The 24,481-nt window shown below is 41.5% G+C and carries 19 protein-coding genes and 3 tRNA genes; 12 read left to right on the top strand and 10 right to left on the bottom strand.

Features of this window, described 5'->3' with window-relative positions; genetic code table 11:
• Nucleotides 1-151: 151 nt before the first annotated feature.
• Nucleotides 152-1,750, top strand: coding sequence for an Hsp70 family protein (locus tag H6H03_RS29750; RefSeq protein WP_190958654.1), 1,599 nt, complete (start codon nt 152-154; stop codon nt 1,748-1,750).
• Nucleotides 1,751-1,861: 111 nt separating this feature from the next.
• Here H6H03_RS29750 and H6H03_RS29745 read toward each other — a convergent pair.
• Together H6H03_RS29745 and H6H03_RS29740 are read right to left on the bottom strand one after the other, a co-directional pair.
• Nucleotides 1,862-1,946: transfer RNA gene (locus tag H6H03_RS29745), tRNA-Ser, on the bottom strand.
• Between the two features lie 77 nt (nt 1,947-2,023).
• Nucleotides 2,024-2,953, bottom strand: a complete 930-nt coding sequence (locus tag H6H03_RS29740; protein ID WP_190958662.1) for a TIGR04168 family protein — start codon at nt 2,951-2,953, stop codon at nt 2,024-2,026.
• 150 nt (nt 2,954-3,103) lie between these two features.
• Here H6H03_RS29740 and nadA point away from each other — a divergent pair, with 150 nt between their 5' ends.
• From nadA to H6H03_RS29710, 6 genes are all read left to right on the top strand, one after another.
• A complete protein-coding gene (gene nadA, locus H6H03_RS29735; protein WP_190958653.1) occupies nt 3,104-4,078 on the top strand; it encodes a quinolinate synthase NadA in 975 nt (324 codons plus the stop codon).
• A 123-nt stretch (nt 4,079-4,201) separates the two neighbouring features.
• Nucleotides 4,202-4,284: transfer RNA gene (locus tag H6H03_RS29730), tRNA-Tyr, on the top strand.
• 82 nt (nt 4,285-4,366) lie between these two features.
• Nucleotides 4,367-4,438: transfer RNA gene (locus tag H6H03_RS29725), tRNA-Thr, on the top strand.
• Between the two features lie 684 nt (nt 4,439-5,122).
• Entirely contained in the window at nt 5,123-6,262 is a 1,140-nt protein-coding gene (gene gshA / locus H6H03_RS29720; protein ID WP_190958652.1) for a glutamate--cysteine ligase, read from the top strand.
• A 557-nt stretch (nt 6,263-6,819) separates the two neighbouring features.
• On the top strand, nt 6,820-7,281 hold the full coding sequence (locus tag H6H03_RS29715) for a tRNA (cytidine(34)-2'-O)-methyltransferase (protein ID WP_190958651.1): 462 nt from the start codon (nt 6,820-6,822) through the stop codon (nt 7,279-7,281).
• A gap of 801 nt (nt 7,282-8,082) precedes the next feature.
• Nucleotides 8,083-10,365 (top strand): peptidoglycan DD-metalloendopeptidase family protein, encoded by a 2,283-nt coding sequence (locus H6H03_RS29710; RefSeq protein ID WP_190958650.1) that lies wholly within the window; start codon nt 8,083-8,085, stop codon nt 10,363-10,365.
• A gap of 141 nt (nt 10,366-10,506) precedes the next feature.
• On the opposite strand, the gene H6H03_RS29705 is transcribed toward H6H03_RS29710, so the two are convergent.
• On the bottom strand, nt 10,507-11,697 hold the full coding sequence (locus H6H03_RS29705) for an FAD-dependent oxidoreductase (protein WP_190958649.1): 1,191 nt from the start codon (nt 11,695-11,697) through the stop codon (nt 10,507-10,509).
• A gap of 411 nt (nt 11,698-12,108) precedes the next feature.
• On the opposite strand from H6H03_RS29705, the gene H6H03_RS29700 reads away from it, so the two are divergent.
• From H6H03_RS29700 to H6H03_RS29685, 4 genes are all read left to right on the top strand, one after another.
• A complete protein-coding gene (locus tag H6H03_RS29700) occupies nt 12,109-12,657 on the top strand; it encodes a (2Fe-2S)-binding protein (RefSeq protein WP_190958648.1) in 549 nt (182 codons plus the stop codon).
• Entirely contained in the window at nt 12,644-13,618 is a 975-nt protein-coding gene (locus H6H03_RS29695; protein ID WP_190958647.1) for an FAD binding domain-containing protein, read from the top strand. The genes H6H03_RS29700 and H6H03_RS29695 overlap by 14 nt, the downstream gene beginning before the upstream one ends.
• 727 nt (nt 13,619-14,345) lie before the next feature.
• Nucleotides 14,346-15,302: a hypothetical protein gene (locus H6H03_RS29690; RefSeq protein ID WP_190958646.1), complete on the top strand. Its 957-nt coding sequence runs from the start codon at nt 14,346-14,348 to the stop codon at nt 15,300-15,302.
• A gap of 219 nt (nt 15,303-15,521) precedes the next feature.
• Nucleotides 15,522-17,711 carry a xanthine dehydrogenase family protein molybdopterin-binding subunit gene (locus H6H03_RS29685; RefSeq protein ID WP_190958645.1) on the top strand — a complete coding sequence of 730 codons (2,190 nt, stop codon included), beginning with the start codon at nt 15,522-15,524 and terminating at the stop codon, nt 17,709-17,711.
• A gap of 136 nt (nt 17,712-17,847) precedes the next feature.
• Here H6H03_RS29685 and H6H03_RS29680 read toward each other — a convergent pair whose 3' ends face one another.
• On the bottom strand, nt 17,848-18,021 hold the full coding sequence (locus tag H6H03_RS29680; RefSeq protein ID WP_190958644.1) for a hypothetical protein: 174 nt from the start codon (nt 18,019-18,021) through the stop codon (nt 17,848-17,850).
• Between the two features lie 97 nt (nt 18,022-18,118).
• A complete protein-coding gene (locus tag H6H03_RS29675; RefSeq protein WP_190958643.1) occupies nt 18,119-18,340 on the bottom strand; it encodes a hypothetical protein in 222 nt (73 codons plus the stop codon).
• 657 nt (nt 18,341-18,997) lie between these two features.
• On the opposite strand from H6H03_RS29675, the gene H6H03_RS29670 reads away from it, so the two are divergent.
• Nucleotides 18,998-19,222 (top strand): hypothetical protein, encoded by a 225-nt coding sequence (locus H6H03_RS29670; RefSeq protein ID WP_190958642.1) that lies wholly within the window; start codon nt 18,998-19,000, stop codon nt 19,220-19,222.
• Nucleotides 19,223-19,360: 138 nt separating this feature from the next.
• On the opposite strand, the gene H6H03_RS29665 is transcribed toward H6H03_RS29670, so the two are convergent.
• The 5 genes from H6H03_RS29665 to ssuD all read right to left on the bottom strand — a co-directional run bounded on the left by H6H03_RS29665 (nt 19,361) and on the right by ssuD (nt 24,472).
• A complete protein-coding gene (locus tag H6H03_RS29665) occupies nt 19,361-20,716 on the bottom strand; it encodes a (Fe-S)-binding protein (protein ID WP_190958641.1) in 1,356 nt (451 codons plus the stop codon).
• 61 nt (nt 20,717-20,777) lie between these two features.
• Nucleotides 20,778-22,103: an FAD-binding oxidoreductase gene (locus H6H03_RS29660; RefSeq protein ID WP_190958640.1), complete on the bottom strand. Its 1,326-nt coding sequence runs from the start codon at nt 22,101-22,103 to the stop codon at nt 20,778-20,780.
• A 31-nt stretch (nt 22,104-22,134) separates the two neighbouring features.
• On the bottom strand, nt 22,135-22,374 hold the full coding sequence (locus H6H03_RS29655) for a hypothetical protein (protein WP_190958639.1): 240 nt from the start codon (nt 22,372-22,374) through the stop codon (nt 22,135-22,137).
• 270 nt (nt 22,375-22,644) lie between these two features.
• Nucleotides 22,645-23,211: an NADPH-dependent FMN reductase gene (gene ssuE, locus H6H03_RS29650; protein ID WP_190958638.1), complete on the bottom strand. Its 567-nt coding sequence runs from the start codon at nt 23,209-23,211 to the stop codon at nt 22,645-22,647.
• 103 nt (nt 23,212-23,314) lie between these two features.
• Entirely contained in the window at nt 23,315-24,472 is a 1,158-nt protein-coding gene (gene ssuD, locus H6H03_RS29645) for an FMNH2-dependent alkanesulfonate monooxygenase (protein ID WP_190958637.1), read from the bottom strand.
• Nucleotides 24,473-24,481: the final 9 nt, after the last annotated feature.

Raw genomic sequence — 24,481 nt, 5'->3', positions numbered from 1 at the left:
CGGAGTAGGACTCAATAGTGTATGTTAACTACTGAATGAAAAATTTAGCGTGCTGTTTCACTATTTGATCAACAGCCAATCTAACTCCTGACTCCTGTTAGCGCAGCGGGGCGTAGCCCATTCTGACTTGTGAATTCCTTCTTGATAAAATATGGCGATCGCAATCGATTTTGGTACTAGCAACACAGTCATTGCTCGTTGGAACCCTGTAACCCAGCAGCCAGAAACCCTGAATTTACCTGGTTTATCAATTAAACAAAGTCTCAATCCACCACTGATTCCGAGCTTGCTTTATGTTGAAGACGCAACACAAAATAAAATCTTAGTCGGCCAACAAGTACGCGATCGCGGTCTTGACCTCAAGGGCGAAACTAGATTTTTCCGCAGCTTCAAGCGCGCTATCGGCGCAAATATTCAAGGTTTCTTACCCGAAATAGATGGGCAAATAGTCACCTTTGAGCAAGTAGGACAATGGTTTCTCACCCAAGTGATTGAGGAACTAGCACCTCTGGAAGGCGGTTTAGATTCTCTAGTGTTAACGGTACCCGTAGATAGTTTTGAAGCCTATCGTCATTGGCTAGGAAAAGTTTGCCAATCCCTAAAAGTCCAACAAGTGCGAATGCTGGATGAACCAACAGCCGCCGCCTTGGGTTATGGCTTGGCAGATCGAGAAATTCTCTTGGTAATTGACTTTGGTGGCGGAACTTTGGATTTATCCCTTGTCAGGTTGGATCGAAGCGTTCAAGCAACTACAAAACCTGTGGGATTTCTTCTGAAATGGGGTAATAAATCCTTAGCTGAAGATTCAAAACAAAAAGTCAAAACAGCCCGTGTCTTGGCGAAAGCAGGGCAGAATTTGGGCGGTACTGATATTGATAATTGGTTAATAGATCACTTTGCCAAAACTCAAGGGCTGGCGGTAAGTCCTTTGACAACAAGATTGGCAGAACGGGTAAAAATTCAGCTATCAACTCAAACTCAAGCCAGCGAAGTTTATTTTGATGATGAAACATTTGAAAGTTATGAACTGGAATTGAACCGCGACACTTTTGAAAATGTCCTCAAAGAACACGCATTTTTTGAGTTATTAGATGAATCAATGACAACATTGTTGCAACAAGCAAGACGCCAAGGAATAGAAATTGCAGATATTAATGCAGTTTTATTAGTTGGTGGAACTGTACAATTGCCAGCAGTGCAGACATGGATTAAACAGTATTTTGAGCCAGAAAAAATCCGTTGCGAACGTCCCTTTGAAGCGATCGCCCAAGGTGCATTACAAATCGCCCAAGGCATTGAAATCAAAGACTTTCTCTACCATAGCTATGGCATTCGCTACTGGGATCGCCGCAATCAACGCCACCATTGGCATCCGATAATTAAAGCTGGACAGCCATATCCCATGAGTCAGCCAGTGGAATTAGTGTTAGGCGCTTCTGTAGAAAATCAGCCAAGCATTGAATTAATTATGGGAGAATTGGGAGCAGATACAGGTAATACGGAAGTTTATTTTGATGGCGATCGCTTGATTACTCGTCGTACTGAGAGTAGTGAAACTACTGTCAAACCCCTCAACGACAGAGAAGGTGCCAGAACAATTGCCCAACTCACACCAAGCGGATATCCTGGGAGCGATCGAATTAAAATCTTGTTTCAAGTTGATGAACAACGCTTTTTGCGAATTACCGTTGAGGACTTATTAACGAATGATACTCTTTTAGAAAATCAACTCGTGGCACAGTTGAGTTAGGGAATTACCAAGAAATCAATGGTGTTTTTCGGCCTTTTTCTTCTGTTGTGCGCCTACTTAAAAAACCTTTTTGACTTTTAGTGTGGGGTTGTATATTTTTTAATTTCTCAACGGAGAAGGGGAGATTCGAACTCCCGGAACCTTTCGGTTCATCCGATTTCAAGTCGGACGCAATCGACCACTCTGCCACCTCTCCAATAAACTGTCGAGCTACTGGCTACCCACATTTGTCGGTTAGCGCCAAAGCTGACAGATAATACTATATCCTATCATCTACGCAGGTTGCACAACAGAATGCGAACGCTCGTAGAAAATTTCCTCTGAGACCACCTGAAAGTCATTCCCCACCCACACTAAAGAAGCTTGGCTAACCACACCAGCCTCTAAAGAAACTAAGGAAAAATTACGCAGCTTCTCGCCATCATTTTCCACTATCCTGGGCACAGTAGCCGCATTCAAGTAAATTGTTCCCTCAGGGCTTCTAAAAACGGGCTTTCGCAGTTCTTTCTTCGTGTGCCGTAAAGTTCGGTGCATGTGACCAAATGTCACTAGTGGAATGGTTTTACCAGCAGTAACAGCCTGAGAAATCGCCTCAGCAAAATCTGGATCGCCAAAGTCGCCACCAATAGGATGCCAGTCTTTGCCGCAGGGATCTTCTGGCCGATCGCCCAACCCACTAGGCCCGTTATGACCCAGAAAAATAATCGTCTGGTAAGCAGCGCTTTTAACCGCTTTGACGATGCGATCGGCAGATTCTTCCAAATCTGTCACACCATAACGTTCGCGACAGATATCCGCAAATTTCCATTCCGGGCCGCCCCAAGTAAAAGGACGACCCCCCACTACAGTTAATTCCCAAGCCGGAAAATCCAATTTACCGTAACCAACATGGGCAGGGCCTAATAAATCGAGTTGTTCCTGTACCCAGTCTTCCTTGGAACGGTCGTAGGGACACTTTTTGCGTCCCCATTCCGTAGCTGTGAACCAAGCATCGTGGTTGCCCATAACTGCTGCTTTGGGGATATCGAGGGAAGCGATCGCTTTTACCACTTCCACTGACTCGTTACCAAAATCCCCGACAAACAGCACTAAATCAACACCCAAATGCTTGAGTGCGATGCCATCTTCTACTTCCCATTGGTCGTGAACATCTCCAACTACAGCAATTTTGAGGGTTATCGAATGAGTTTTCTGACTGGTCATGCCACTTTCCTTGCCGTCTATCTCCAGCATAGGAAACTCAGCCGGATTTGGACATTATCTCTAGAAAATCAACTTCCCACTATTTTTGGTAAAAACTACTATAATTAATTCAACAAGACTACAAATTGCAACTAAGAGCAACCCATAACTGTGTTTACCACTGCACTAGCTCAACGAGAAAAAACCCAACCGGGTGAACTACCATTAGATTTGTTTGGCGCCATTGAGAGTCTAAAAAAAGAACTTAACGCGGTGATTCTGGCGCATTACTATCAAGAGCCAGATATTCAAGATATTGCAGACTTTATTGGCGATTCATTACAGCTGGCGAAAGCAGCCCAAAAGACCAGTGCAGATGTAATTGTCTTTGCTGGTGTTCACTTCATGGCAGAAACAGCAAAGATACTTAATCCAGATAAATTGGTACTTTTACCAGATCTGAATGCTGGTTGCTCTTTAGCAGATAGTTGTCCGCCAAAGGAATTTGCAGCTTTTAAAGCAGCGCATCCAGATCATCTAGTGGTGTCTTACATCAACTGCTCTGCTGAAATCAAGGCAATGAGCGATATTATTTGTACTAGTTCTAATGCTGTGAAGATCGTACAGCAAATACCCAAAGACCAGCCGATTATTTTTGCCCCGGATCGAAATTTGGGGCGCTACGTCATGGAACAAACTGGACGAAACTTGGTGCTGTGGCAAGGTAGCTGTATTGTCCATGAAACGTTTTCCGAAAAGAAAATAGTCGAGTTAAAAATTGCCCACCCACAAGCAGAGGCGATCGCCCACCCAGAATGTGAAACTAGTGTATTGCGCCACGCCAGCTTTATTGGTTCCACAGCAGCTTTGCTCAAACATTGTCAAAACAGTTCCTCTCAGGAATTTATCGTGGCAACGGAGCCTGGGATCATCCACCAAATGCAAAAACTAGCTCCCGAAAAGCGCTTCATCCCCGCCCCGCCAATGAATAACTGCGCTTGCAACGAATGTCCATTTATGCGGTTAAACACCCTAGAAAAGCTCTACTGGGCGATGAAAAATCGCACTCCCGAAATTACCATGTCCGAAGATATCCGCCTTGCTGCACTGCGACCAATGCAACGAATGTTGGAGATGAGTGTGTAGTTAGAACAAATTTCTACAATTTGTAGAGACGTGGTTTTATTGCGTCTCTACCAAAAATTTCTTTTTTCTACCCACTTGAAAATTCTAAAACCTAGTGCTATGATGTTAAATCGTGAGACAAATGGGTCGGTGTCCGAGTGGTTAATGGAGACGGACTGTAAATCCGTTGGCTAGCGCCTACGCTGGTTCAAATCCAGCCCGGCCCACCTCTCACGAATTCATAAGCTATAATAGCTAGGTAAAAGTAAAAATCCTAAAGATTCTAGCTAAGAAAAAAATTTATGTTTCGCCCGTGTGGCTCAGTGGTAGAGCACACCCTTGGTAAGGGTGAGGTCACGAGTTCAATCCTCGTCACGGGCTTTTTAAAGCATTGAAAAATCAGTGATATTATCTAAGCCGCATAAGATAGCCGATTTTTAGTTCATACCTTGGGTTAATTTTAGCCCTGTTCTTGTTGTTGCTCTTCTATGGTTTTATGACAAACTGTACAAGAGTTACCATACATTGGGTCAAAATAAACACTATTCAATATGTCTTCACTATCATAGTCTGCCAGACAATCATACAAATTTGGATAGTTGGATATTGCTCGCTTGCTGAATCAGACGACATATCTCCAATAAGGACACAAGTTATCATTTTTAATTCTCCTGAAAATGAATTAAGCCGATTTTAGCAATTCATTTGCAGCTTCATAAAATCTGAATATCTATCTAAAAGATAAATCTTTTTGTTTTTAATTAGCAGCCGATGTCTAATAGAAAACTCTACAAGTGAAAGCGTAAGAGTCTATGCTAATTGCATCAAACAAAGGAATTCAATGAACGCAGACGAGCTAAAACTATATAGTGCGTAGATAAGCTAAGATATATTTAATACTTAAAATTAATAAATTTTCAGAGGATAAACTCACAAGTTTGTCGTCCTGATTTGGGATGAGTTGGAGGTTCAATGATTCTTAACCTTTGATTGGATCAAAGATAGATCCAGAGATTCGTCTAATTCGATACAATTTATAGGCAACAGAGAGCCAAGGAGAACAAGGTGGTGTTATTAAAAGGCTTTGAGATTGAGATGTATACTGGCACGCCTCAAGGTGAAATCGTTGGTCTCTCCGACAAAATTGTTGCAGCTTTGGATGGATTTGTTCGGGAGCCAGATAGCCGCAATGTGGAATATACAACCCAGCCATCGGCTAGTTACGAGAATTTATTGTGTGCGCTACTCCATCCCAGACGGACGTTGCGAAACTACCTCAATCGCTTAGGCAATTACACCCTCATACCGGGAAGTACTCTGTCTTTGGGTGGGAGCGATCGCTTTATGCGTTCCGATCCAGCCAACCCCTATCATGACTACATCGAGCAAACCTACGGCACAAAGGTAGTCACCGCTAGCGTACATATCAATATTGGCATTAGCGACCCAGAAATATTAATGCGGGCGTGTCGGGTGATTCGTTTAGAAGCACCTTTATTTTTAGCCTTAAGTGCCTCATCTCCATTTTTGGATGGTAAAGCTACAGGCTATCACTCCACGCGTTGGGGTGTGTTCCCGCAAACCCCTAAACATGTGCCATTATTTGCCAGCCACGCCCATCATATCCAGTGGGTGGAAGATCAACTGGCTGCTGGAACAATGCAAAATGTGAGGCATTTATGGGCATCAGTGCGACCAAATGGCGATCGCCGTCCCTACGATCTAAATCGGCTAGAACTGCGAATTTGCGATTTAGTTACAGATCCCATAGCCTTACTAGCGATTACTGCTTTATTAGAAGCACGTTTGTTACAAATAATCGAAAATCCTAGTATCGACCCATTAACCCAAAGTTCATTTTCTCCTGAAGAACTCGTCACTGTGACTGCTGACAATGAAGCTGCTGCTGCTGCCACTAGTCTTGATGCTCAGCTAACCCATTGGCAAGATGGCAGAAGCATCACAGCTAGAGATTGGATTGCCCAAATTTACAAAGATGTTTGGGCGATCGCTAAGCAACAAGGCTTTAGCTGTTTCCTTTCACCTTTGCATAAAATTCTCCGCGAAGGCAATGAAGCTCAACAGTGGTTGCAGCTACACAGAGTTGGTTTTGACAGCCAGTGCGTTATTACCCAGGCTATTACTACCACCCAAGAACGAGAAATCGAACTCGAAGACAAATTGTGTTCCTCTTTGCTGGCGTAGGTGAAGACTGTAGGATTGGGTATTGGGGACTTAGGCTTCCAACCTAGACGTTTTGCGGTGAAGCAGCCCCATCTTGGGGGTTTTCCACATGAGCGACTGCTGAAACCGAAGGGCTTGCCGCAAGCATCCAAAGTTCTCCTAAAGGAGACGCTGCGCCTAGCAAGATCCCGAAGGGTACGAGGACAAGGAGAATAACTCCTAACTCTTGGAAAGACTGGGGTTAATCGCGTCTGTGCTCCTAACTCAACAGCTAACACTCCGAATCCCCGATGCCCAATCAACAGCTGCCTTCAAACGAATGATAGATTTTTGTGCAGACAGTACTTGGTAGAAAAAACACAAGCCGCCACTTAACTTTACATAAAATTTAATATTTACTGATTCCAGTAAAATACGCTCTCAGGTACTATTCTGAGAGGGTTTGCGGTTCGTTTTAAAAATCTAATCGATGGGGAATGCTTGATTATTATTAACAAAACCTATGAATAACCTCTGCCTTTTGGTAGATTTTACATTGACAATAGATTATTTTATACAATACGTAAATTATACGGACAATGCCTCAGGTAGTTTTAGTTAACCCCCAAATTCCTCCTAATACAGGTAATATTGCTCGTACTTGTGCGGCTACGGGTACGGAGTTACATTTAGTGGGGCCTTTGGGGTTTGAAATTAGCGATCGCTACCTCAAAAGAGCTGGCTTGGATTACTGGCCTTATGTCAAGCTGCACTATCACGAATCGTTAGAAGCCTTCAAAATAGTACATCACGAGCGTGGAGGCAGATGGTTGGGTTACAGTGTCGGCGGAAATATTAATTATCTAAGTTTTCAGTTTCAAGCTGATGATTGGTTGCTATTTGGCAGTGAAACCACTGGTTTGTCACCAGAAGTTTTGTCACATTGTGATGCTACTCTGTATATTCCGATGAGTCAGCCTGGAGTTCGGAGCTTGAATCTATCAGTAAGTGTGGCTATCGGTTTGTTTGAAAGCCGCCGTCAATTAGGCTATTTACAATAGTTGTTTAGCTAATTTATTATTAAGTATATGTACTTAAATATTTTCTGAAAACCAATGAAATGGGTGATTTTTAGCGGCGGCTATTTTGGTGTTACGGCAGAATTAATGTCAAAAAAAACACCAAAAATTGTATTTTTGAATAAAATGTAGTGGAAGATACTTACAAGAGGGGTAGGCTTGTTATAAGAAATTTGTATATAAAATTCGGGATAATGCCAAATTTGAATGATAGATTTTGATGAATTTGCGGCATCTCATATTGGGGAACAAATGCCCTATAACTAAGTCATGTAGCGCATTTGAGCTATTCTGACTCGAATGTCCCCAAAATTACTCCCTAAAATTAGCCAATTGTTAATACGGTTGTTTTTTAGGGAATAATCAACGTAAAGTCTCGTGTTGGGAAGACGGATTGTGTAGAAATATCTTGAAAAGATCTACAGCAGGGGGCATCACTTTTCCAGAGGTCGCAGCAATTGAATTTTCGGCAGCGACTATTGACTTGACAAAACTAACTATTTGCCAAGTCCCCGCGATTGACGCAAGACAGCCGCGGAGAACCGGAAAAAAGAAAACGTCCTAAATGGTGTGAGGAGTGGTTCGGACAAGTAAACACAGCAATTTTTAAGTTTTGCTAACACATGTGAACTTGTCTAAATCAGAGAAGCAGGTTAATCTTGCGTAAGCATCTCTGGTGAATGTGATCTCGATCAATCTTTCGTTGCGATCTAGATCGTTGACTAGATATCCAGCTGAAAAATCGAGGTCAGTTAAGCGCTAGTGATCGTAAGGAGGTCGTCTTTGAAACGAGCATTGAAAAAGAGAGTAAAAGCTGTGTTGAAAAATAGCCCCAGCAGCGATGATGCCCCGGTAGAACAGCTAAATTCAATTAATCCAAAAGTTAACCACCGGGTGCGGACAAAAGCCGCCATGATTGGCTTGGCAATCTCTATGGGAGCAACCAGTCTTTTGGTGACTCGACAAAGCGATCAAGCCCAAGCAGCGGTACCTGTAGGCAGCCAAAAGGCAACCTCAACCATTCCTGCTGTTCGTGATACTGAGGTGAAATTCGCCTCCACCAAGCTGGAATCCCAAGCAATCTCATTACCGAGCGTGCCGGAAAATCCTGTTATCGTGGAACCAACAGCAGTCTCACAGTTGCGTGGGCTTGAAGCTAAATGGCAAGTCGCGGCCAGTGGAACGTCTTTGCAAGTTCCTGCATCAGAAACCTTTTCCCAAGCAACACCAGTTGATAAAAATCTCACTGGCTCAAAATCCCAACTGCCACAGGCGTCGAACAATAGCTTAGCTGAGACTAGTTTTCCAACAGTCAACAAGCTATCCAACCCCATTGCTGAAGATGTTGTCGGCACTACAAGTGTATTGCAAACAGTACCACAAACAGTGGCAACATCTGGGACAGCCAACAGTGAAATAAATGCACAACTTAAGGCACAACAAGAGTTTGCGCTAAATCGCTTACAAGAAAAATCAAACCGTTTAAGAAAGAGTCTGGCACAATTTCGGTCAGGAGAGACCGAAAATTTATCACAAACTGGTATTGGGAATACTGTAGTTGAAAAAACTGTGTTAGCGCAGTCAGAGACTTCTGGTGATGCTGGCCAAGCCAAGCTGATATCGAGGTTAAAACAGAAGACACAAGAGGAAATTGCATCAACTACACCAACAACCTTGATTGCGTCCTCGACTAGAACAGCCTATGAAGTTAAGCCTGGAGATACCTTAGCAGCGATCGCCAGCAGATACAATACATCTGTATCAGAACTAGTTAAGGCAAATAACCTCAATAATCCTAATCAACTGCGAATCAGTCAAAAACTGATTATTCCAACTGCTCAAGTTGAGGTAGCTGTAGCGACTAAGCCCAGCTTTGTAGAGCCTACTAATACTCCCAAAGTTACTTCCTCTGTGACCATTGGTAGTGCTAACTCATATCTACCGAGTTCACCATCGCCAATTATTGCTGACAACAGTAGCGTTGCCGTCCCTACAGCGGTAACTGCGAACAAGGAAATTCAGACAAATACTGCGATCGATTTGCAAACAGATCCCATCGCTCCTAGAGCTTACGGCGTGGGTGGTGAAACCCCAGTACCAAGAGCCTTTGTTCAAATCCAGCAGCCTGAAAAACCAACAAATAGGGTAGCAAGGGGTAACAATAGCAATAACGACCGTTTACGGGGCTTACAAGCAGAAATTCAGAGGTTACAGCAGAAATATCGCGCTCAACAGTCTGGGAATCTAGCAGTGCCAAGCGCAGTCACTGAAAGCACTACTACTGCGACATTAACTCCTGTTTCTACCCCCAGTAATTTCCCTGTACCTACCTCTGTGTCTCGGCCGAATAACGTAGCAATACCAATTGCGGTTCCGACACCTACCAGAGGTAACTACGCTCAACCAATTAAGCCCCAATTCCGTGCCACCATACCTGCTAACGAGCCAATAAATCCAGAGTTCTTACCAAGTCTAGGATCTGCTGGTCAGTGGACTCCTCCTCGCAATCCATCTGCTACCAGAGTTGCAACGCCTCCTAGACAAGTAAACGCCTCGGATTCGTTAGGTAAGTTGCGCGGAACCACAGTTACTCCACAGGCGATACCGCCTTTGGCAGCGGTGGATCAATATTTACCCAGAGCAATTGACGAAACAACACCCCCTCCATCTAGTTCATCGGTAGCTTATTACCAATGGCCAGCAAAGGGCACTCTTACCTCTGGCTATGGCTGGCGTTGGGGAAGAATGCACAAAGGAATTGATATTGCTAATTCCACTGGCACACCCGTTTTCTCGTCTGCTGAAGGGGTCGTAGCAAAAGCTGGCTGGAACAATGGCGGTTACGGTAACCTCGTGGAAATCCGCCATCCTGATGGCAGCACGACTCGCTACGCTCACAACAGCAAGATTCTGGTGCAACCTGGTCAGCAGGTGAGTCAGGGAGAAACAATTGCTTTAATGGGCAGCACTGGTCACAGCACTGGGCCACACACCCACTTTGAAATTCATCCAGCAGGCAAGGGTGCTGTTAACCCAATAGCTATGTTACCAACAGCACGTCTGTAATTGTTGGCTATCTGTAACTAAATCATTGCCTTGTTAATTGAGGGAGTTTATCTCCCTCTTTTGCTTTTTGTCAAAGAAAGGTAGAGGGCAGTCCCAATGAAAAATTACTTTTATAGTACAATTATACTATAAAACTCAAATTTAACTCGCTACTGTTGGTTTGTAACTATACACCCATTTGTGAAAATCATCATTTAGCGTCATTTGGCGCTGTGGGGTCTGGCTAGGAGATGTAAATGTGTGGTCGTAGTAGCGCATTTCGCCCCAAGCGCTACGAGCCTGAATAATTTTTGTGCGGTCGATGCGAGACTGTTCGTAGTTGCTGAGGGCTTCTTCGAGAGTAGCTGAATGTGAAAAACACTGTGCCAGTTCGTATGCATCTTCAAAAGTTGTATTGGCTCCTTGGCTCATAGCTGGTGCCATTGGATGGGCAGCATCACCTAAGAGAGTGACTCTGCCTTGACTCCAGTGAGTTAATGGCGGCCGATCGCAAATCGGCCCTTCCAAAATTTGCTCAGATGGTGTCGCTTCCACCACCGCCCGAAAGGATTCGTCCCAATCAGCTAATTCTTGGAGAATGCGAGATTTAACCTCATCGGCATTCTGAGAAAGAGAGTAATCAGGCAAAAACTTGCGACTAATCCAACTGGTATAGCCACCTCCCACATTGACAATGTACATGAACTGTTTATTACCTATGACGAAAATGAGTTCATAGTCATTAAATAACTCGTGGTGGTACTTGATGACGGCACGCCAACACATACTACCAATATAATTAGGCTTACCTTCGGCAAATAAAGTTTCTCTAACTACAGAGTTGACGCCATCAGCACCAATTAGCAAATCTGCATCTACTGATTTTTGACCATCAAAATGAATCTTCACACCGTTATCATCTTGGTCAAAGCCGATGCAATGATGATTGAGGTGAATGATGTCAGATGGCAATTTCGATGCTAGAACTTGCTGTAAATGATACCACCAAACAGTCAATAATGGTTGTCCATATTGCTCTAAATATTTAGTTTGACTAGTCCGGATTGTTTCTCCTTTGATATTCTTTAAAACCGTGTGGATAACTTGGCATCCTGAACTTTTGAGGGTTTCCACTATTCCCGGTGCGATCGCATCTAGAGAATTCAAGCCATTAGGAGCAAGTCCTAATCCAGTTCCAGCCGGACGGAATTCTTGTGCTTTTTCGTATATTTGAACGTCAATACCCTGGCTTTGAAGCGCTATGGCAGTAGTCAAACCGCCTGGCCCAGCACCAACGATCGCAACTTTTTCTACTATCGGCTTTGATAATTTCTGAGTTGGAATTTTGTTCATAATAAAAGTCAGAATTAAGAATTTTTAATATCCCCACCGATAAATTCACTTGTTCTGCAACCTCGCATTTGAAGCAAACCTATAGTCGTCATTTTTACTATTAAGTACTTTTTTAGTCAATCTTTCTCAAGAATCAACTTTTTAGCGTTCTGATGAGTTTTCATCAGACCCACGGCTACTTATGGTAATAAAAATATATATCTATGGAATTTTTGCTAATTTCACAAATTTCAATTAAACACCATTACCTCAATTTTGGTAATAAATTCCGCCAATTTCTCTTTCATATCTAAGGTAATCTACTATTTTAATGAACAAACAAGGGTTTGTATGAAATTTCAATTAATTGAACGTCTAAAGTTTAAAGCTTCAAATTCGGTAATAATATAACTATGAGCATCTGTATCAAATATGGAAGAAAATTTTGTAACTGCAATTACTTCAAACTCTCTTACCCAAGAATTCAAAATATTGAGTTCAGAAGAAGTAGAATTATCGCTGAATGTCAATAACTTGTCCTACTCAGTCAAGCTAGAACCCCGCGTGACTTTACTCGATGCACTACGGGAAAAACTGGGTTTGATGGGTACAAAAAAAGCTTGCGATCGCGGTGAATGTGGCGCATGTACTGTATTAGTTAACAATCGGCGAATTAACTCCTGTATGACATTGGCAATAATGCATATCGGCGCTGCAATTACTACTATTGAAGGATTAGCAGAAGACGGCAAACTCCATCCTCTACAAACAGCTTTTATCACCCATGATGCTTTTCAATGTGGATATTGCACATCTGGTCAAATTGTCTCTGCCTTAGGAATGATATTAGAAGAAATACCAAAAACTGAAGCAGAAATTCGAGAAAAAATGAGTGGAAACCTTTGCAGGTGCGGTGCATATCCGAATATTATTGCAGCGATTCAAGATGTCCTAGAGGAAACGGAAGATGCAGCCATTTAGTTATGCTAAAGTTTTGTCCCAAGCAGCGGCGATCGCCACAATTAAACAAGACAAAACTGCGGAATTTATTGCCGGTGGTACTGATTTATTGGGATTAATCAAAGATGGGGTACAAGTAGCGAATACATTAATTGATATCAATAGTTTACCGCTAGGAGATATTGAATTTCAAACTCATGGAATTCGCATTGGTGCAATCTGTAGATTAAGTGATGTAGCTTTTCACCCCCAAATTCAAGAGTGTTATCCAGTAATTACCCAGGCTTTGCTACAAAGTGCTTCGCCACAATTGCGAAATATGGCAACTGTGGGCGGGAATTTACTGCAACGAGTTCGTTGCAGCTACTTTCGTAACCCAGTTTTTACTTGTAATAAACGCACTCCAGGTAGAGGTTGTGCCGCAATTTCAGGCTATAATCGGATGCACGCTATTTTTGGGGCTAGCGAACATTGTATCGCCGTTCATCCTTCAGATTTAGCTGTAGCTTTGACAGTATTAGATGCAGTGATTTGCATTCAAAGCGCAGAAAAAATACGGCGAATTTCAATTCATGATTTTTATCTTTTACCAGGTGAGACACCACAAACAGAAAATTTATTACAACCTGGAGAATTAATTGTTGCTATTGAAATTCCAGATTTTGCATATAAATCTCATTATTTAAAAGTTAGAGATCGGGCGAGTTATGAATTTGCTCTCGTTTCCGTAGCTATTGCCTTACAAATAGAACAAAATATTATCAAATCAGCACGTATCGCTTTTGGAGGAGTAGCGCCTAAACCTTGGCGTGCATGGGAAGTTGAGGAATTCCTCAAAGGAAAAGCAATTAATAAGGCTACATTCACTGCCGCAGCCGAACTTGCAATTCAACAAGCTAAACCGCAAACAGACAATGAATTCAAAATTGAATTAGTCAAACGTGTTTTAATTCGCGGACTTTCAACATCTTGTAGGGGTTGAACCAATACTGCTCAGTTAAGCATTTTGAACTCGGAATTTGGTTTGGGGTAAAGGGTAAAGGGTAAAGGTTTTTTCTTTCCCCTTTCCCCTTCCCCTTTTCTCCTTAACCGACAAGTATTGGGGGTTGAACTCTACACAGCAGTTGTATGCTACCTTCCACTAAAACGCAAAATTCGTCTGGCTTATCTCCTCGACTGTCCCAAGCCTAACCCATAGAGAGGTGGAGGTTGGAGCGCAAGAATAAGTCGTAACTAGAATTATAATACTGATATTGGTCACAACAAAAGTGCGATCGATATCACTAATTAGCAATGATTTAGGTTGTAATATTTGTCTCATTGCCTGTAAGGTAAAAAGCTAGCTCATAAATTGATACTAGCCTTAAGAAGTCGTTATCCCTCAATTAGCCGATCGAGAAGTTAAGACTATGTTTGAGTAGTGATGACTATTACCTGTTAAGCCCTGAATTATGCCCGTAAGTCAATTTGATGGCTTGATTATAGACAAGTTTATTTGAGTGCTGTCAAGTATTAGCAAATTGTTGCGTGAAAGGATATAAGCTTATTTTCACAGCAGCAAAAATTGTTAATTAGAGTTACACCATCTCTAATTTATTGATTTCAGTAACTATTGAGTTTATGAAAGTAAAAGCTTAGTATTAGCCTTAAGAAGAATTTATAAATATTTATATTTACTAGGAATTTGCTATTAATAAAGATTATTTATAATGCTAAAAAACATTAAAAAAAAATTTCCATTGCAATATAACATTTGTTATGAAAACTATATAGGGCTAACTAAAAACCCTCGTTGGTTGTTGATGCGTAAAGTTGGCAGATTCCCTTTAGGGAGACTTGTAAAAGATTTTTTGCCTCATAGAAACGAATATTTTTCTCAAGGATTCGTCAATAAAAGCTCCACTCTATTTCCAGGTATTGATATTGATTTGGTAGTTAATAATCTGAAGGAAAATGGATTTTATTTGGGTCTTAACCTTCCAAAAGATATAGTAAATCAAATCGCTAATTTTGCTGATTCTCATGCTTGTTATGGTGATTATAAACCTCATTTAGGCTTCTTTTATAATCAGAAGGAAGCAGCAGAAAAGCATTACGATCAAATATTTAAACTAGCTGGCTATTTTAATACAGCTTTGCTTTGTCCTGCTATTAAAAAACTGCAAAACGATCCTATACTATTGGCAATAGCTGGTAAGTATTTAGAATGTAACCCCGTACATTTATCTAATCAATTATGGTGGAGCTTTGCTGGGGAAACAACAACATTTGAAAAGATGAAAACATTTCAAATGTTTCACTACGATCTTGATGATTATCGCTTTTTAAAATTTTTCTTTTATTTAACGGATGTTGATGCATTAGGTGGCCCCCACGTTTGTGTTAGAGGCAGCCACAATAAGAAAAAACTTTCACATTTATTGTTACCTAAATGTGAAACTGATGAAGAGATTATTAAGTATTATCAAGAAAAATCATTAGTAACTATTTATGGCAAAGCAGGATTTGGCTTTGCTGAAGATACTTTTTGTTTCCACAAAGGCACTACTCCCATTGCTCAAGACCGCCTGATGTTACAAGTAGAGTTTGGTACAATTGATTACAATATGCAGCATGATATAAGAGACCCATTAATTTTACAAACTATGATTAATTCCCAACAATAATTTCTTATACTAATTTTATGAGGTAGCGCTTTATTGTGAGTTTCGGGATGAGCAAGTGCCATCGCCAAGGACACAAAGAAAGATAATGCTCGGTAAATTAGTAACTATTAAGTCCAAGTTTGTAGAGAATTGGTATAAAAAAATTCTGCATATCTATGGATTTAAATTTTATGCAAACCTCTACTAAATTTAATTTTCCAGCAGAGGAAAAGCAACGGTATGAGTAAAATTGTTGGTGAACCAGTAGATCGGGTTGATGGTAGATTTAAAGTAACGGGAGAAGCAGCATATACAGCTGATGTGCCTATAGAGAATTTGACTTATGGCGTAATTTTTGAAAGTACGATCGCCAATGGTAAAGTTATCGAAATAGACACATCAAAAGCCTTAGCATCGCCTGGTGTAATAGATGTCGTTACTTACGAGCAAACACCATCGTTAATTAAAATACCCTTTTTTTCTCCTGCAAAAACTCAACCAACTGAGAAAGATGACAATATCTATTACAATGGTCAACACCTGGGCATTGTAGTTGCTCAAACTTTAGAACAAGCCCAAACCGCTGCTGCTTTAATTAAAGTTATCTACGAAGAAGCAGCGCCAACAATAACATTGGCACAGGCAGAAATTTTTGAACCAGAAACACTATATTTTGGCATCATGCCAGGTAAAATCACTAGAGGGGATATAGAATCAGGCAAAGCACAAGCAGATATTCTCGTGCAGGAAGTTTATTCCACACCAATGGAACATCATAATCCCCTGGAACCTTCTGCAAGTATAGCAATGTGGGAGGGGGATAACTTGACATTATATGAAACCACCCAAGGCATTTCTGCAACCCAAAGAGCCATTGCCTCTGTTCTGGATATTCCCCAAGAAAATGTCCGCGTCATCTCCAAATACTTAGGCGGGGGATTTGGTTGTAAAGCACTTTTAAGGTCTCATACTATTCTCTGTGCCATCGCCGCCAAACGAGTCAACCGACCGGTGAAAGTTGCCTTAGAGCGATCGCAAATGTATACTAGCTGCGGTTACCGTTCCCAAACTCAACAACACCTAATGCTAGGTGCAACCAAGGAAGGTAAACTAACAGTCATTACTCACACAGGCACATCTTTAACATCCCAATTTGACGACTTCGTAGAACCGGTTGGCGCAGCTACAACGATGATGTACGCTTGTGAAAATTTGGAAGTGAAATATCGTTTGGGACGCATTAACGCTGGTACACCAACCTTTATGCGGGGGCCGGGAGAGGCACCAGGAATGTTTGCCCTAGAGTCAGCAATGGATGAAATAGCATCTGCCTTAAATATTGACCCCATTGAATTGAGACTGAGAAATCATGCAGATATCGATCCCCATACAGGATTACCTTGGTCGAGTAAATCCCTGAAACAATGTTATCAAAAAGGTGCAGAGATTTTTGGCTGGTCACAACGCAACCCAGTTCCCCGTTCCATGCAAGAAGGTGATTTTTTGATTGGTTGGGGAATGGCGAGTGCGACATTTCCTAGCAACTCTGGTTCAGCATCAGTGAAAGTCGAAATTTTTGCTACTGGAGAAGTAAAACTACAAACTGGTACTCAAGACATCGGTACTGGCACATATACAGTCATGAGTCAGGTAGCTGCTGAGGCATTAGGTTTACCAGTGCAGTTTCAACTAGGTGATAGCAATTACCCTAAAGCGCCTATTACAGGCAATTCAATTACAGTTGGCAGCGTTTCTCCGGCGGTGCATAAAGCAGCGATCGCCGCACGGGATAGAATAATTGAAATGGCGATCGTAGATCCAAATTCCCCTCTGTATGGATCTCAGACAGAAGATATTACAGTTGAATCAGGGCAAATATTTTTAAAACAAAACCCCTCCCAGAGAGACAGCTACACCGATATTCTGCGCCGTCAGGGATTAGAAAGTTTAGAAGTCACAGAACAAACCTCACCCAACCCAGAGAGTAAAAGTTATTCCAAACACTCTTTTGGCGCCATGTTTGTAGAAGTTGCCGTTGATGAACTTTTAGGAGAAATTCAAATTAGACGTTGCGTAGGCGTTTATAGTGTAGGGCGAATTCTCAACTTCAAGACAGCACGCAGTCAAGTTATTGGTGGTATTACTTGGGGAATTGGCATGGCATTAATGGAGAAAACCATAATGGATGCTAACCAAGGCAGAATAATTGGTGCTAATCTTTCAGACTACTTGATTCCCGTTCATAAAGATATTCCAAATATGAAAGTGGAATTTGTTGAAGAACAAGATGCTTATGTCAATGCACTTGGAACTAAAAGCCTGGGAGAACTTCCCATTGTTGGCGTAGCCGCAGCCATATCGAATGCAGTTTATCATGCCACAGGTAAACGGATTCGTGACCTGCCAATTACACCAGATAAGTTGTTGTAAGTGAAGTACCCTAACTCAGCTGACCCTATAGTTAGGGCTTGTAAATTCACAAGTGAATACCTCAAAACAAGCCTACGCCTGATGATACTGCGCTCATCCTGATTACTCAATCTGGGGATGTGCGCGTTCTGCTCGATTAAGCTAAAATCTCAGTCTTTAGTAGCGCTTTGCGTAATGCAGTTATCCCTTCTTCTACCTCTACCAACCTGCTGAGAGCAAGGGCAATATCATCTTCAACCTTTAACAATTTAGCTGCTTTCTTAACAGCTTTTTGCTCTTCAACTGAGTAATTATCATCGGCGCGAGCCATTTGAATTGCATGATATAGCAATGTCCTTGATTTCGACCAATTAGAAACATCAACCGTAATTTTGCTTAGCAGATCTTCTAAATTAGCATTTTTGTATTCATAATGTTTTGTATTTCTCTATTGCTTCTTCAGGAGCGCCAACTACACGCTGATGATTTAGTAACCAGTTAAATTCAGCTTCTGAAACCTCTCCATCGGCTCCAGCAATAGCAAGCAGAGCATATCCATAGTTCAAGTATGCTTCAAGGGGAGCTGAGGAAATTCCTAAGTTCTTTTTCATGAATTCTGAAGCAGGCACTACTTGTTTGATATCGCTCATAAATTACCTCTTTTTTATTTAGGGGTTGTGGCTCCTGAATTCTGCTGCAAGATTTCAGTATTGACAACAAGTAATTTGTTGTTCAGTTATCACCTGAAAAGTATGTTTTCAGGCTATTTCAGGAGCTAAAAATTAATGTCTTCGTTAATATTTCAGATTTTTAATGAGAGTTCAAGGACAGTTAAGACAGTTAAGGAGACATTTAACAAAGACTTAATATTTTATTGACCTGCTAATATTATGTTAGCTGTAACTGAAATTTTTGTTTTTTGAACTTCCAACTTCACACCCCCAATCGAATAATCCAACAACTCCATTGGATGAATAACTGAAATATTCTTCTCTTGCAGCTGTAAATACTTAGTAAAAAGACGTTGCTGATTTTTTGTATGAAAACGATTGTGCATGATATCAAAATATTTGTAGAGACGTTGCAATTACAATGTCTCTACATTTGGATTCATACCGCAATTCAGCAACGTTTATAGAAACTTAGGTATCTTTATTGTGAATTTAGAGTAAATAAAATACTGGGTAAATAAGTGTTAATAAATAATGTGGTTTTAACTACGTTATTGAGTTGAATTAGTAAGATAAAATTACCTAATGAATGTCATCAAAGTGCTGAGCTTTATTCAGTAACAAAAAAGGATAACTATGAGCAAAGAAGTAGCCAAAGTAGTCTTATGGGAAGAAAATCAAAAAGATTTTGTCAAAAAGTTCTATGATTTACAATTTGTTCCCAGAATAGGAGAGGAAGTTTACCTAAAAAAAGAGAAATGGAGAGTAACTAGAGTTGAACATGATTTAGAAGTAAATGAGGTTAATATCTACATAGAATTAATCAAAAAAGTGAAGCAGGATAAATCATCTAATTCATAGATAAAATTGACAAGAGACGCGATTTATCGCAGTCTTTACGAAAGATTTATTCTTGTAGAGACAGTGATTTATCGCGTCTTTGCTATAATTTTTCATCCCGAAACTTTAACTACCCGACGGTAAATCTATATTTATTTTTCAAACTTCCAACTTCACACCCCGAATCGAATAATCTAACAACTCCATCGGGTGAATAACTGAAATCTGCTTACTTTGCAACTGCAAATGCTTAGTAATTTGCAAAGTACACCCTGGATTAGCAGAAGCAATTAACTCAGCACCAGTATTCAACAAATTCTGTACTTTTTGCTGACCCAATTCTTCAGAAACCTCTGGTTGCAACATATTATAAACTCCAGCGCTGCCACAGCACAAAGCCGCATCTAGAGGTTCTTTTAACTTAACCCCTGGAATTTGCCGCAATAACTGACGCGGTTGGACGCTAATCTTTTGACCGTGCAATAAATGACAAGCATCTTGATAAACTAAATTCAAAGTTTTATCAGTTAATGGTGATAGTTTGGTTGTTAATCCAACAGTTGCCAAAAACTCTTGAGCATCTTTCACCTTAGCTGCAAAATCCTTTGCTTTTTCGCGATATTCTGGGTCATCTTTTAATATATGACCGTATTCTTTTAAAGTATGGCCGCAACCAGCAGCATTGATAATTACAAAATCTACATCAGTCTTGGCAAAACTATCAATCATCTGCCTTGCTAAAGCCTTCGCTTGTTCTGCTTGTCCTTGGTGTTCGGGAAGCGCTGCACAACAACCTTGAGATTTGGGAATCACAACTTCACAACCATTCGCCGTTAAAACCCGCACCGTCGCTTCATTGACTGGAGAAAAAAACAACCGTTGCACACATCCCAAAATTACCCCAACACGGTAGCGCTTTTCACCTTTAGCAGGAATCACACTAGGCAAATTATCTTGAAAAGATTTGAGAGTAATTGTTGGCAGAATAGATTCCATTGCTGCCAAACGAGGAGATATTTTATTGAGTAAACCAGTAGTCTGAACTAACTTACTCAAACCCAACTTTTGATAAACCAACAACGGAACTAATAAAATTCGTAAAAGATTGGGATAAGGAAACAGAGAAAATATTAACTGCCGAAATAATTTATCTGGTAAACTGCGGGGATAATTGCGTTCAACTTGGTGACGAGTTGCAGAAATTAGCTTGTCATACTGCACGCCAGAAGGACAAGTACTCACACAAGCAAGACATCCCAAACAAGAATCAAAATGTTCTACTGTTGCCGTATTGAGAGCAATCTCACCCTCATTAATTGCATCCATTAAATAGATGCGTCCTCTAGGGGAATCCATCTCCTTACCCAACACCCGATAACTCGGACAAGTCGAGAGGCAAAATCCACAATGGACACAACTATCAATCAACTTCGGATCGGGTGGATGACTCTCATCAAACCCTTTCAAATTCTTCAAACTAGCCGTATTATTAACAGAATTTTCTGAAACTTGCATTTTTCTCTTTCCCCTCTCTATCTCAGCGTCCTCAGCGTCTCTGTGGTTCGTTTTCTTCAACCTAGATCCCACCCACAAACCGACCAGGACTTAAAATATTCTTACTATCAAACTGCTGCTTAATCTGGCGCATCAATGCCAAACCATTCCCCGTATAACCCCAAACATCTACTTGTTCTTTAACCGCTGCTGGTGCTTCCAGAATTGTTAAAAAACCACTATCAGCTTGAGTGCGTAGGCGTAGCCCATCGCGCATTTGCAAAACCTGATTTTTATCCTCTAATTCTAACAAACCCAAACCACTACTAATATGAATTAAACCCAACTCTACCTGAGACAAAATTTTCACCGCAGCAGTAGGTAACACTCCTATTTTGCAGGTAATTACAGATTCTTGAACGCGAGAATGTATTCGTTCTTGCAATCTTGCCCATAGATTAGCTTCATCGCCATCTACATAAATTGCTCCATCTAACCCTAACTTTTGCCCTACTTCTAAAACTCGGTTTGACTGTTCCTTAACACTCTCACTAATACTTTGAAACCGAGCAATTAATCCCAGTCCTTGACCTAAACCTAAGCTGGATACCAATTTAGTTGATAGCAAATCAGCCTGGACTGGTGTTAACGCTGAACCTCGCAGAGTATCAGCTGCTTGAGATACAGCCTCAGCTTTACCAGTTAACACCACCGTTGCCGATGCCTCTTGTAATGGATACAGTCGAAAAGTTACTTGACTAATAACTCCTAGTGTGCCGTAAGACCCAGTAAACAACTTCATCAAATCATATCCGGCAACATTTTTGACTACTCTTCCCCCGGCTTTGGCGATTTGTCCATCAGCACGCACAAAAGTAATACCTAGTAATTGGTCGCGCACGCTACCATAACGTTGTCGGAGAGAACCTGTATCACCTGTGGCGACGATACCGCCAATAGTTGCTGACTCTGGGGCTGTGGGATCGAGGGCGAGAAATTGCCGTGAGTTTGCCAAAAGTGCTTGCAAATCGGAAAATTTCATCCCAGCTTCTACAGTGACAGTTAAATCACCCACAGCGTGTTCAATCAATTGGTTGATGCGTTCTGTACTGACTACAACATCAATGCCTTTGGCTAAACCACCCCAAGAAAGTTTACTACCACTACCACAGGGAAGAACGCGCCAGTTATTTGTGTAAGCTATAGCGAGGACTGCGGCTAGCTGTTCTTGGGTACTTGGATAGACAATACAACTGGGAAGGTTTCCAGAAGCTATAGCCTGTTGAATACGTTTTTGCTGATTTAGTTCGACATTTTCCCAAAGGCAAACAGCATTTTCTTCACCGACGATGGATGCAAGTTCAGAAGCGCAGACGCCTTGCGGCTTGTCGTTAGACATCGCTTTCATTGAGTTTATTTTTTTACGCCCTACATCTAATTTACTGGCTAAGCTGACCAAAAAAGCGTATTGCCATTAATATGATGTGAGTCTCTAACGAAGGCGCACCTACGGTAAGGGCAAAAGAAACAAAGCGAAGCCAGGGGGATGAATAAGCTTCAGCTAGTGCGATGGAAGCTACAACTACTTTGGCTTCTTCTAAACCAGAAGCATTCACGCGATCGATATTTGATCTAATAAAAATTAGGCGTTGCTGGGTAGAAATATGAATTAGTCTCACGCAAAGGCGCAAAGACGCAAAGGTACAAAGAAAAACAAAGGTAATTTTGGCATTTTATATTCTGATTCAGCAACGCCAAAAATTAGAAATTACAGGGTTATTAATTCAAGAAAAAAACAGGTATAACTGTAGTTTATTTATTTAAATATCACTAAAAAATTATAATTATTGATAATAAAGTATGTTTCTATTCTTAACTTTTTCAGAAAGGTAGCAGATGGGTATGAATTAACCCACTGCTACGAAAAACGGAGGTATAAACTTGATTATTTAATTGGCATGAACCAATTCTTGAGGGGCTGCGGCATCGTATTCTACAGCTTTCACAAATTCTTTGAGAACGTCTTTGAGTCTTTGGTCAATTTCTTCTTCTAACACGACGCTATTATCAGGTTGTCGTTGAACTTGTTTGTCTACTGCATAAACAGTAGCTAAAATATGCCGCGCTCCTAATTCAGATAACACGGGTTTGAGAGCATATTCTATTGCTAATAAATGAGCGATCGTCCCACCAAGGGCAATTGGTAATACAGGTTTACCTGTTAATGATTTTTGCGGCAGCAAATCTAGGAATGTTTTGAGTACTCCTGTATAAGCAGCTTTGTAAATTGGCGTGGCAATAATCACACCATTTGCATTTGCAAGTAAAGCTTTGGGTTCTTCTAAAGCAGGGCTGTCATATCGTCCAAAAACTAAATCTTCAGCAGGCAAATCCCTAGCTGAAATAATGTCTACATGCAAACCTTGTTGTTGTAAAAGCTTAGCAGCGTATTCAACAACACCGTAAGTTCTAGAAGGATGAGTCGGACTACCTGCGATCGCCAAAATCTTTGTCATCTAAATTAAACTCCTGATTTATTAATGGGGAATAGTGAATGGGGAGTGGGGGCTAAAGACTAGAGAGCATTCCAATGCCCAACGCCCAATACCCTAAACTTTACTAGGATATGGATGTAGCTTTCTGTTTATGGTGCCCAGGAAAATCTTCATTTGCGACGATCTCGCCAAATGGACTCAAGACATGTTGCTTTTCTACTGCGGGTAGATTCGTTAAAGGCAAATGGGGAAATAAAAGTTCTGCAACTCGATAAGCTTCTTCTAGGTGGGGATAGCCAGAAAGAATAAAGGATTCAATACCCAAATCAGCGTATTCCAATATCCTAGCGGCTACAGTTTGCGGATCGCCGACTAAGGCTGTTCCGGCACCACCCCGTACTAAGCCAACTCCTGCCCACAGATTCGGGCTAATTTCTAATGCTTCTCGACTACCGTGGTGTAGTTGAGTCATCCGCCGTTGCCCTTCTGAATCCATCCGTGCATAAGCTTTTTGGGCTTTAGCGATCGCTTCGTCATCTACATATTTAATCAATTGATTCGCCGCATCCCAAGCTTCACTCTCGGTTTCCCGCACAATTACATGTAGGCGAATACCAAACCGCAATGTCCGGCCTTCTGCTTGGGCAAGTCTCTTAACTGATGCAATCTTCTCGGCTACTTGCGCTGGTGGTTCGCCCCAAGTTAAATAAACATCCACATGTTTGGCAGCAATTTTCTGGGCAATGGGAGAAGAACCACCAAACCACAAGGGTGGATATGGCTTTTGGACTGGTGGAAACAACAGTTTGCCATCTTGAATTTTGAGATACTCCCCCTCAAGATTGGCTTGTTCGCCGCTAGCGATCGCTCGCCATACTGTCAAAAATTCATCTGTTAATTCATAACGGCGATCGTGATCCAAATGCAAGCCATCTCCCGCTAACTCTACGGGATCGCCGCCTGTAACTACATTAATCAGCAAGCGTCCACCAGAAAGGCGATCGAATGTCGCCGCCATTCGCGCCGCTACTCCAGGTGACACTAAGCCAGGGCGAATTGCCACCAAAAAACGCATCTGCCGTGTTAGTGATACCAACGTTGACGCTACAATCCAAGCATCTTCGCAAGAGCGACCCGTTGGCAACAAAGCCCCCGTGTAACCAAGGTCATCCACCGCTTGGGCAATCTGCCGCAGATAGGCAAAGCTCACTGCCCTTCCGCCTGTAGCAGTTGCAAGATAGCGTCCGTCTCCGTGGGTTGGGATGAACCATAGTAGCTGCATGAATTCTAT

The organism is Nostoc paludosum FACHB-159, assembly GCF_014698835.1.
GTDB classification, from domain to species: domain Bacteria; phylum Cyanobacteriota; class Cyanobacteriia; order Cyanobacteriales; family Nostocaceae; genus Nostoc; species Nostoc paludosum.
This window is presented reverse-complemented; position numbering and strand designations above follow the sequence as displayed.

Bases quoted from the DNA above. Each gene is read 5' to 3' on its own strand.
- H6H03_RS29740 (WP_190958662.1), bottom strand. From the start codon at position 2,953: ATGACCAGTCAGAAAACTCATTCGATAACCCTCAAAATTGCTGTAGTT.
- H6H03_RS29705 (WP_190958649.1), bottom strand. From the start codon at position 11,697: ATGAACAAAATTCCAACTCAGAAATTATCAAAGCCGATAGTAGAAAAA.
- H6H03_RS29750 (WP_190958654.1), top strand. From the start codon at position 152: ATGGCGATCGCAATCGATTTTGGTACTAGCAACACAGTCATTGCTCGT.
- H6H03_RS29695 (WP_190958647.1), top strand. From the start codon at position 12,644: ATGCAGCCATTTAGTTATGCTAAAGTTTTGTCCCAAGCAGCGGCGATC.
- H6H03_RS29665 (WP_190958641.1), bottom strand. From the start codon at position 20,716: ATGCAAGTTTCAGAAAATTCTGTTAATAATACGGCTAGTTTGAAGAAT.
- H6H03_RS29700 (WP_190958648.1), top strand. From the start codon at position 12,109: ATGGAAGAAAATTTTGTAACTGCAATTACTTCAAACTCTCTTACCCAA.
- H6H03_RS29715 (WP_190958651.1), top strand. From the start codon at position 6,820: ATGCCTCAGGTAGTTTTAGTTAACCCCCAAATTCCTCCTAATACAGGT.
- H6H03_RS29680 (WP_190958644.1), bottom strand. From the start codon at position 18,021: ATGGCTCGCGCCGATGATAATTACTCAGTTGAAGAGCAAAAAGCTGTT.
- H6H03_RS29675 (WP_190958643.1), bottom strand. From the start codon at position 18,340: ATGAGCGATATCAAACAAGTAGTGCCTGCTTCAGAATTCATGAAAAAG.
- H6H03_RS29660 (WP_190958640.1), bottom strand. From the start codon at position 22,103: ATGAAAGCGATGTCTAACGACAAGCCGCAAGGCGTCTGCGCTTCTGAA.
- H6H03_RS29690 (WP_190958646.1), top strand. From the start codon at position 14,346: ATGCTAAAAAACATTAAAAAAAAATTTCCATTGCAATATAACATTTGT.
- ssuE (WP_190958638.1), bottom strand. From the start codon at position 23,211: ATGACAAAGATTTTGGCGATCGCAGGTAGTCCGACTCATCCTTCTAGA.
- ssuD (WP_190958637.1), bottom strand. From the start codon at position 24,472: ATGCAGCTACTATGGTTCATCCCAACCCACGGAGACGGACGCTATCTT.
- H6H03_RS29685 (WP_190958645.1), top strand. From the start codon at position 15,522: ATGAGTAAAATTGTTGGTGAACCAGTAGATCGGGTTGATGGTAGATTT.
- H6H03_RS29670 (WP_190958642.1), top strand. From the start codon at position 18,998: ATGAGCAAAGAAGTAGCCAAAGTAGTCTTATGGGAAGAAAATCAAAAA.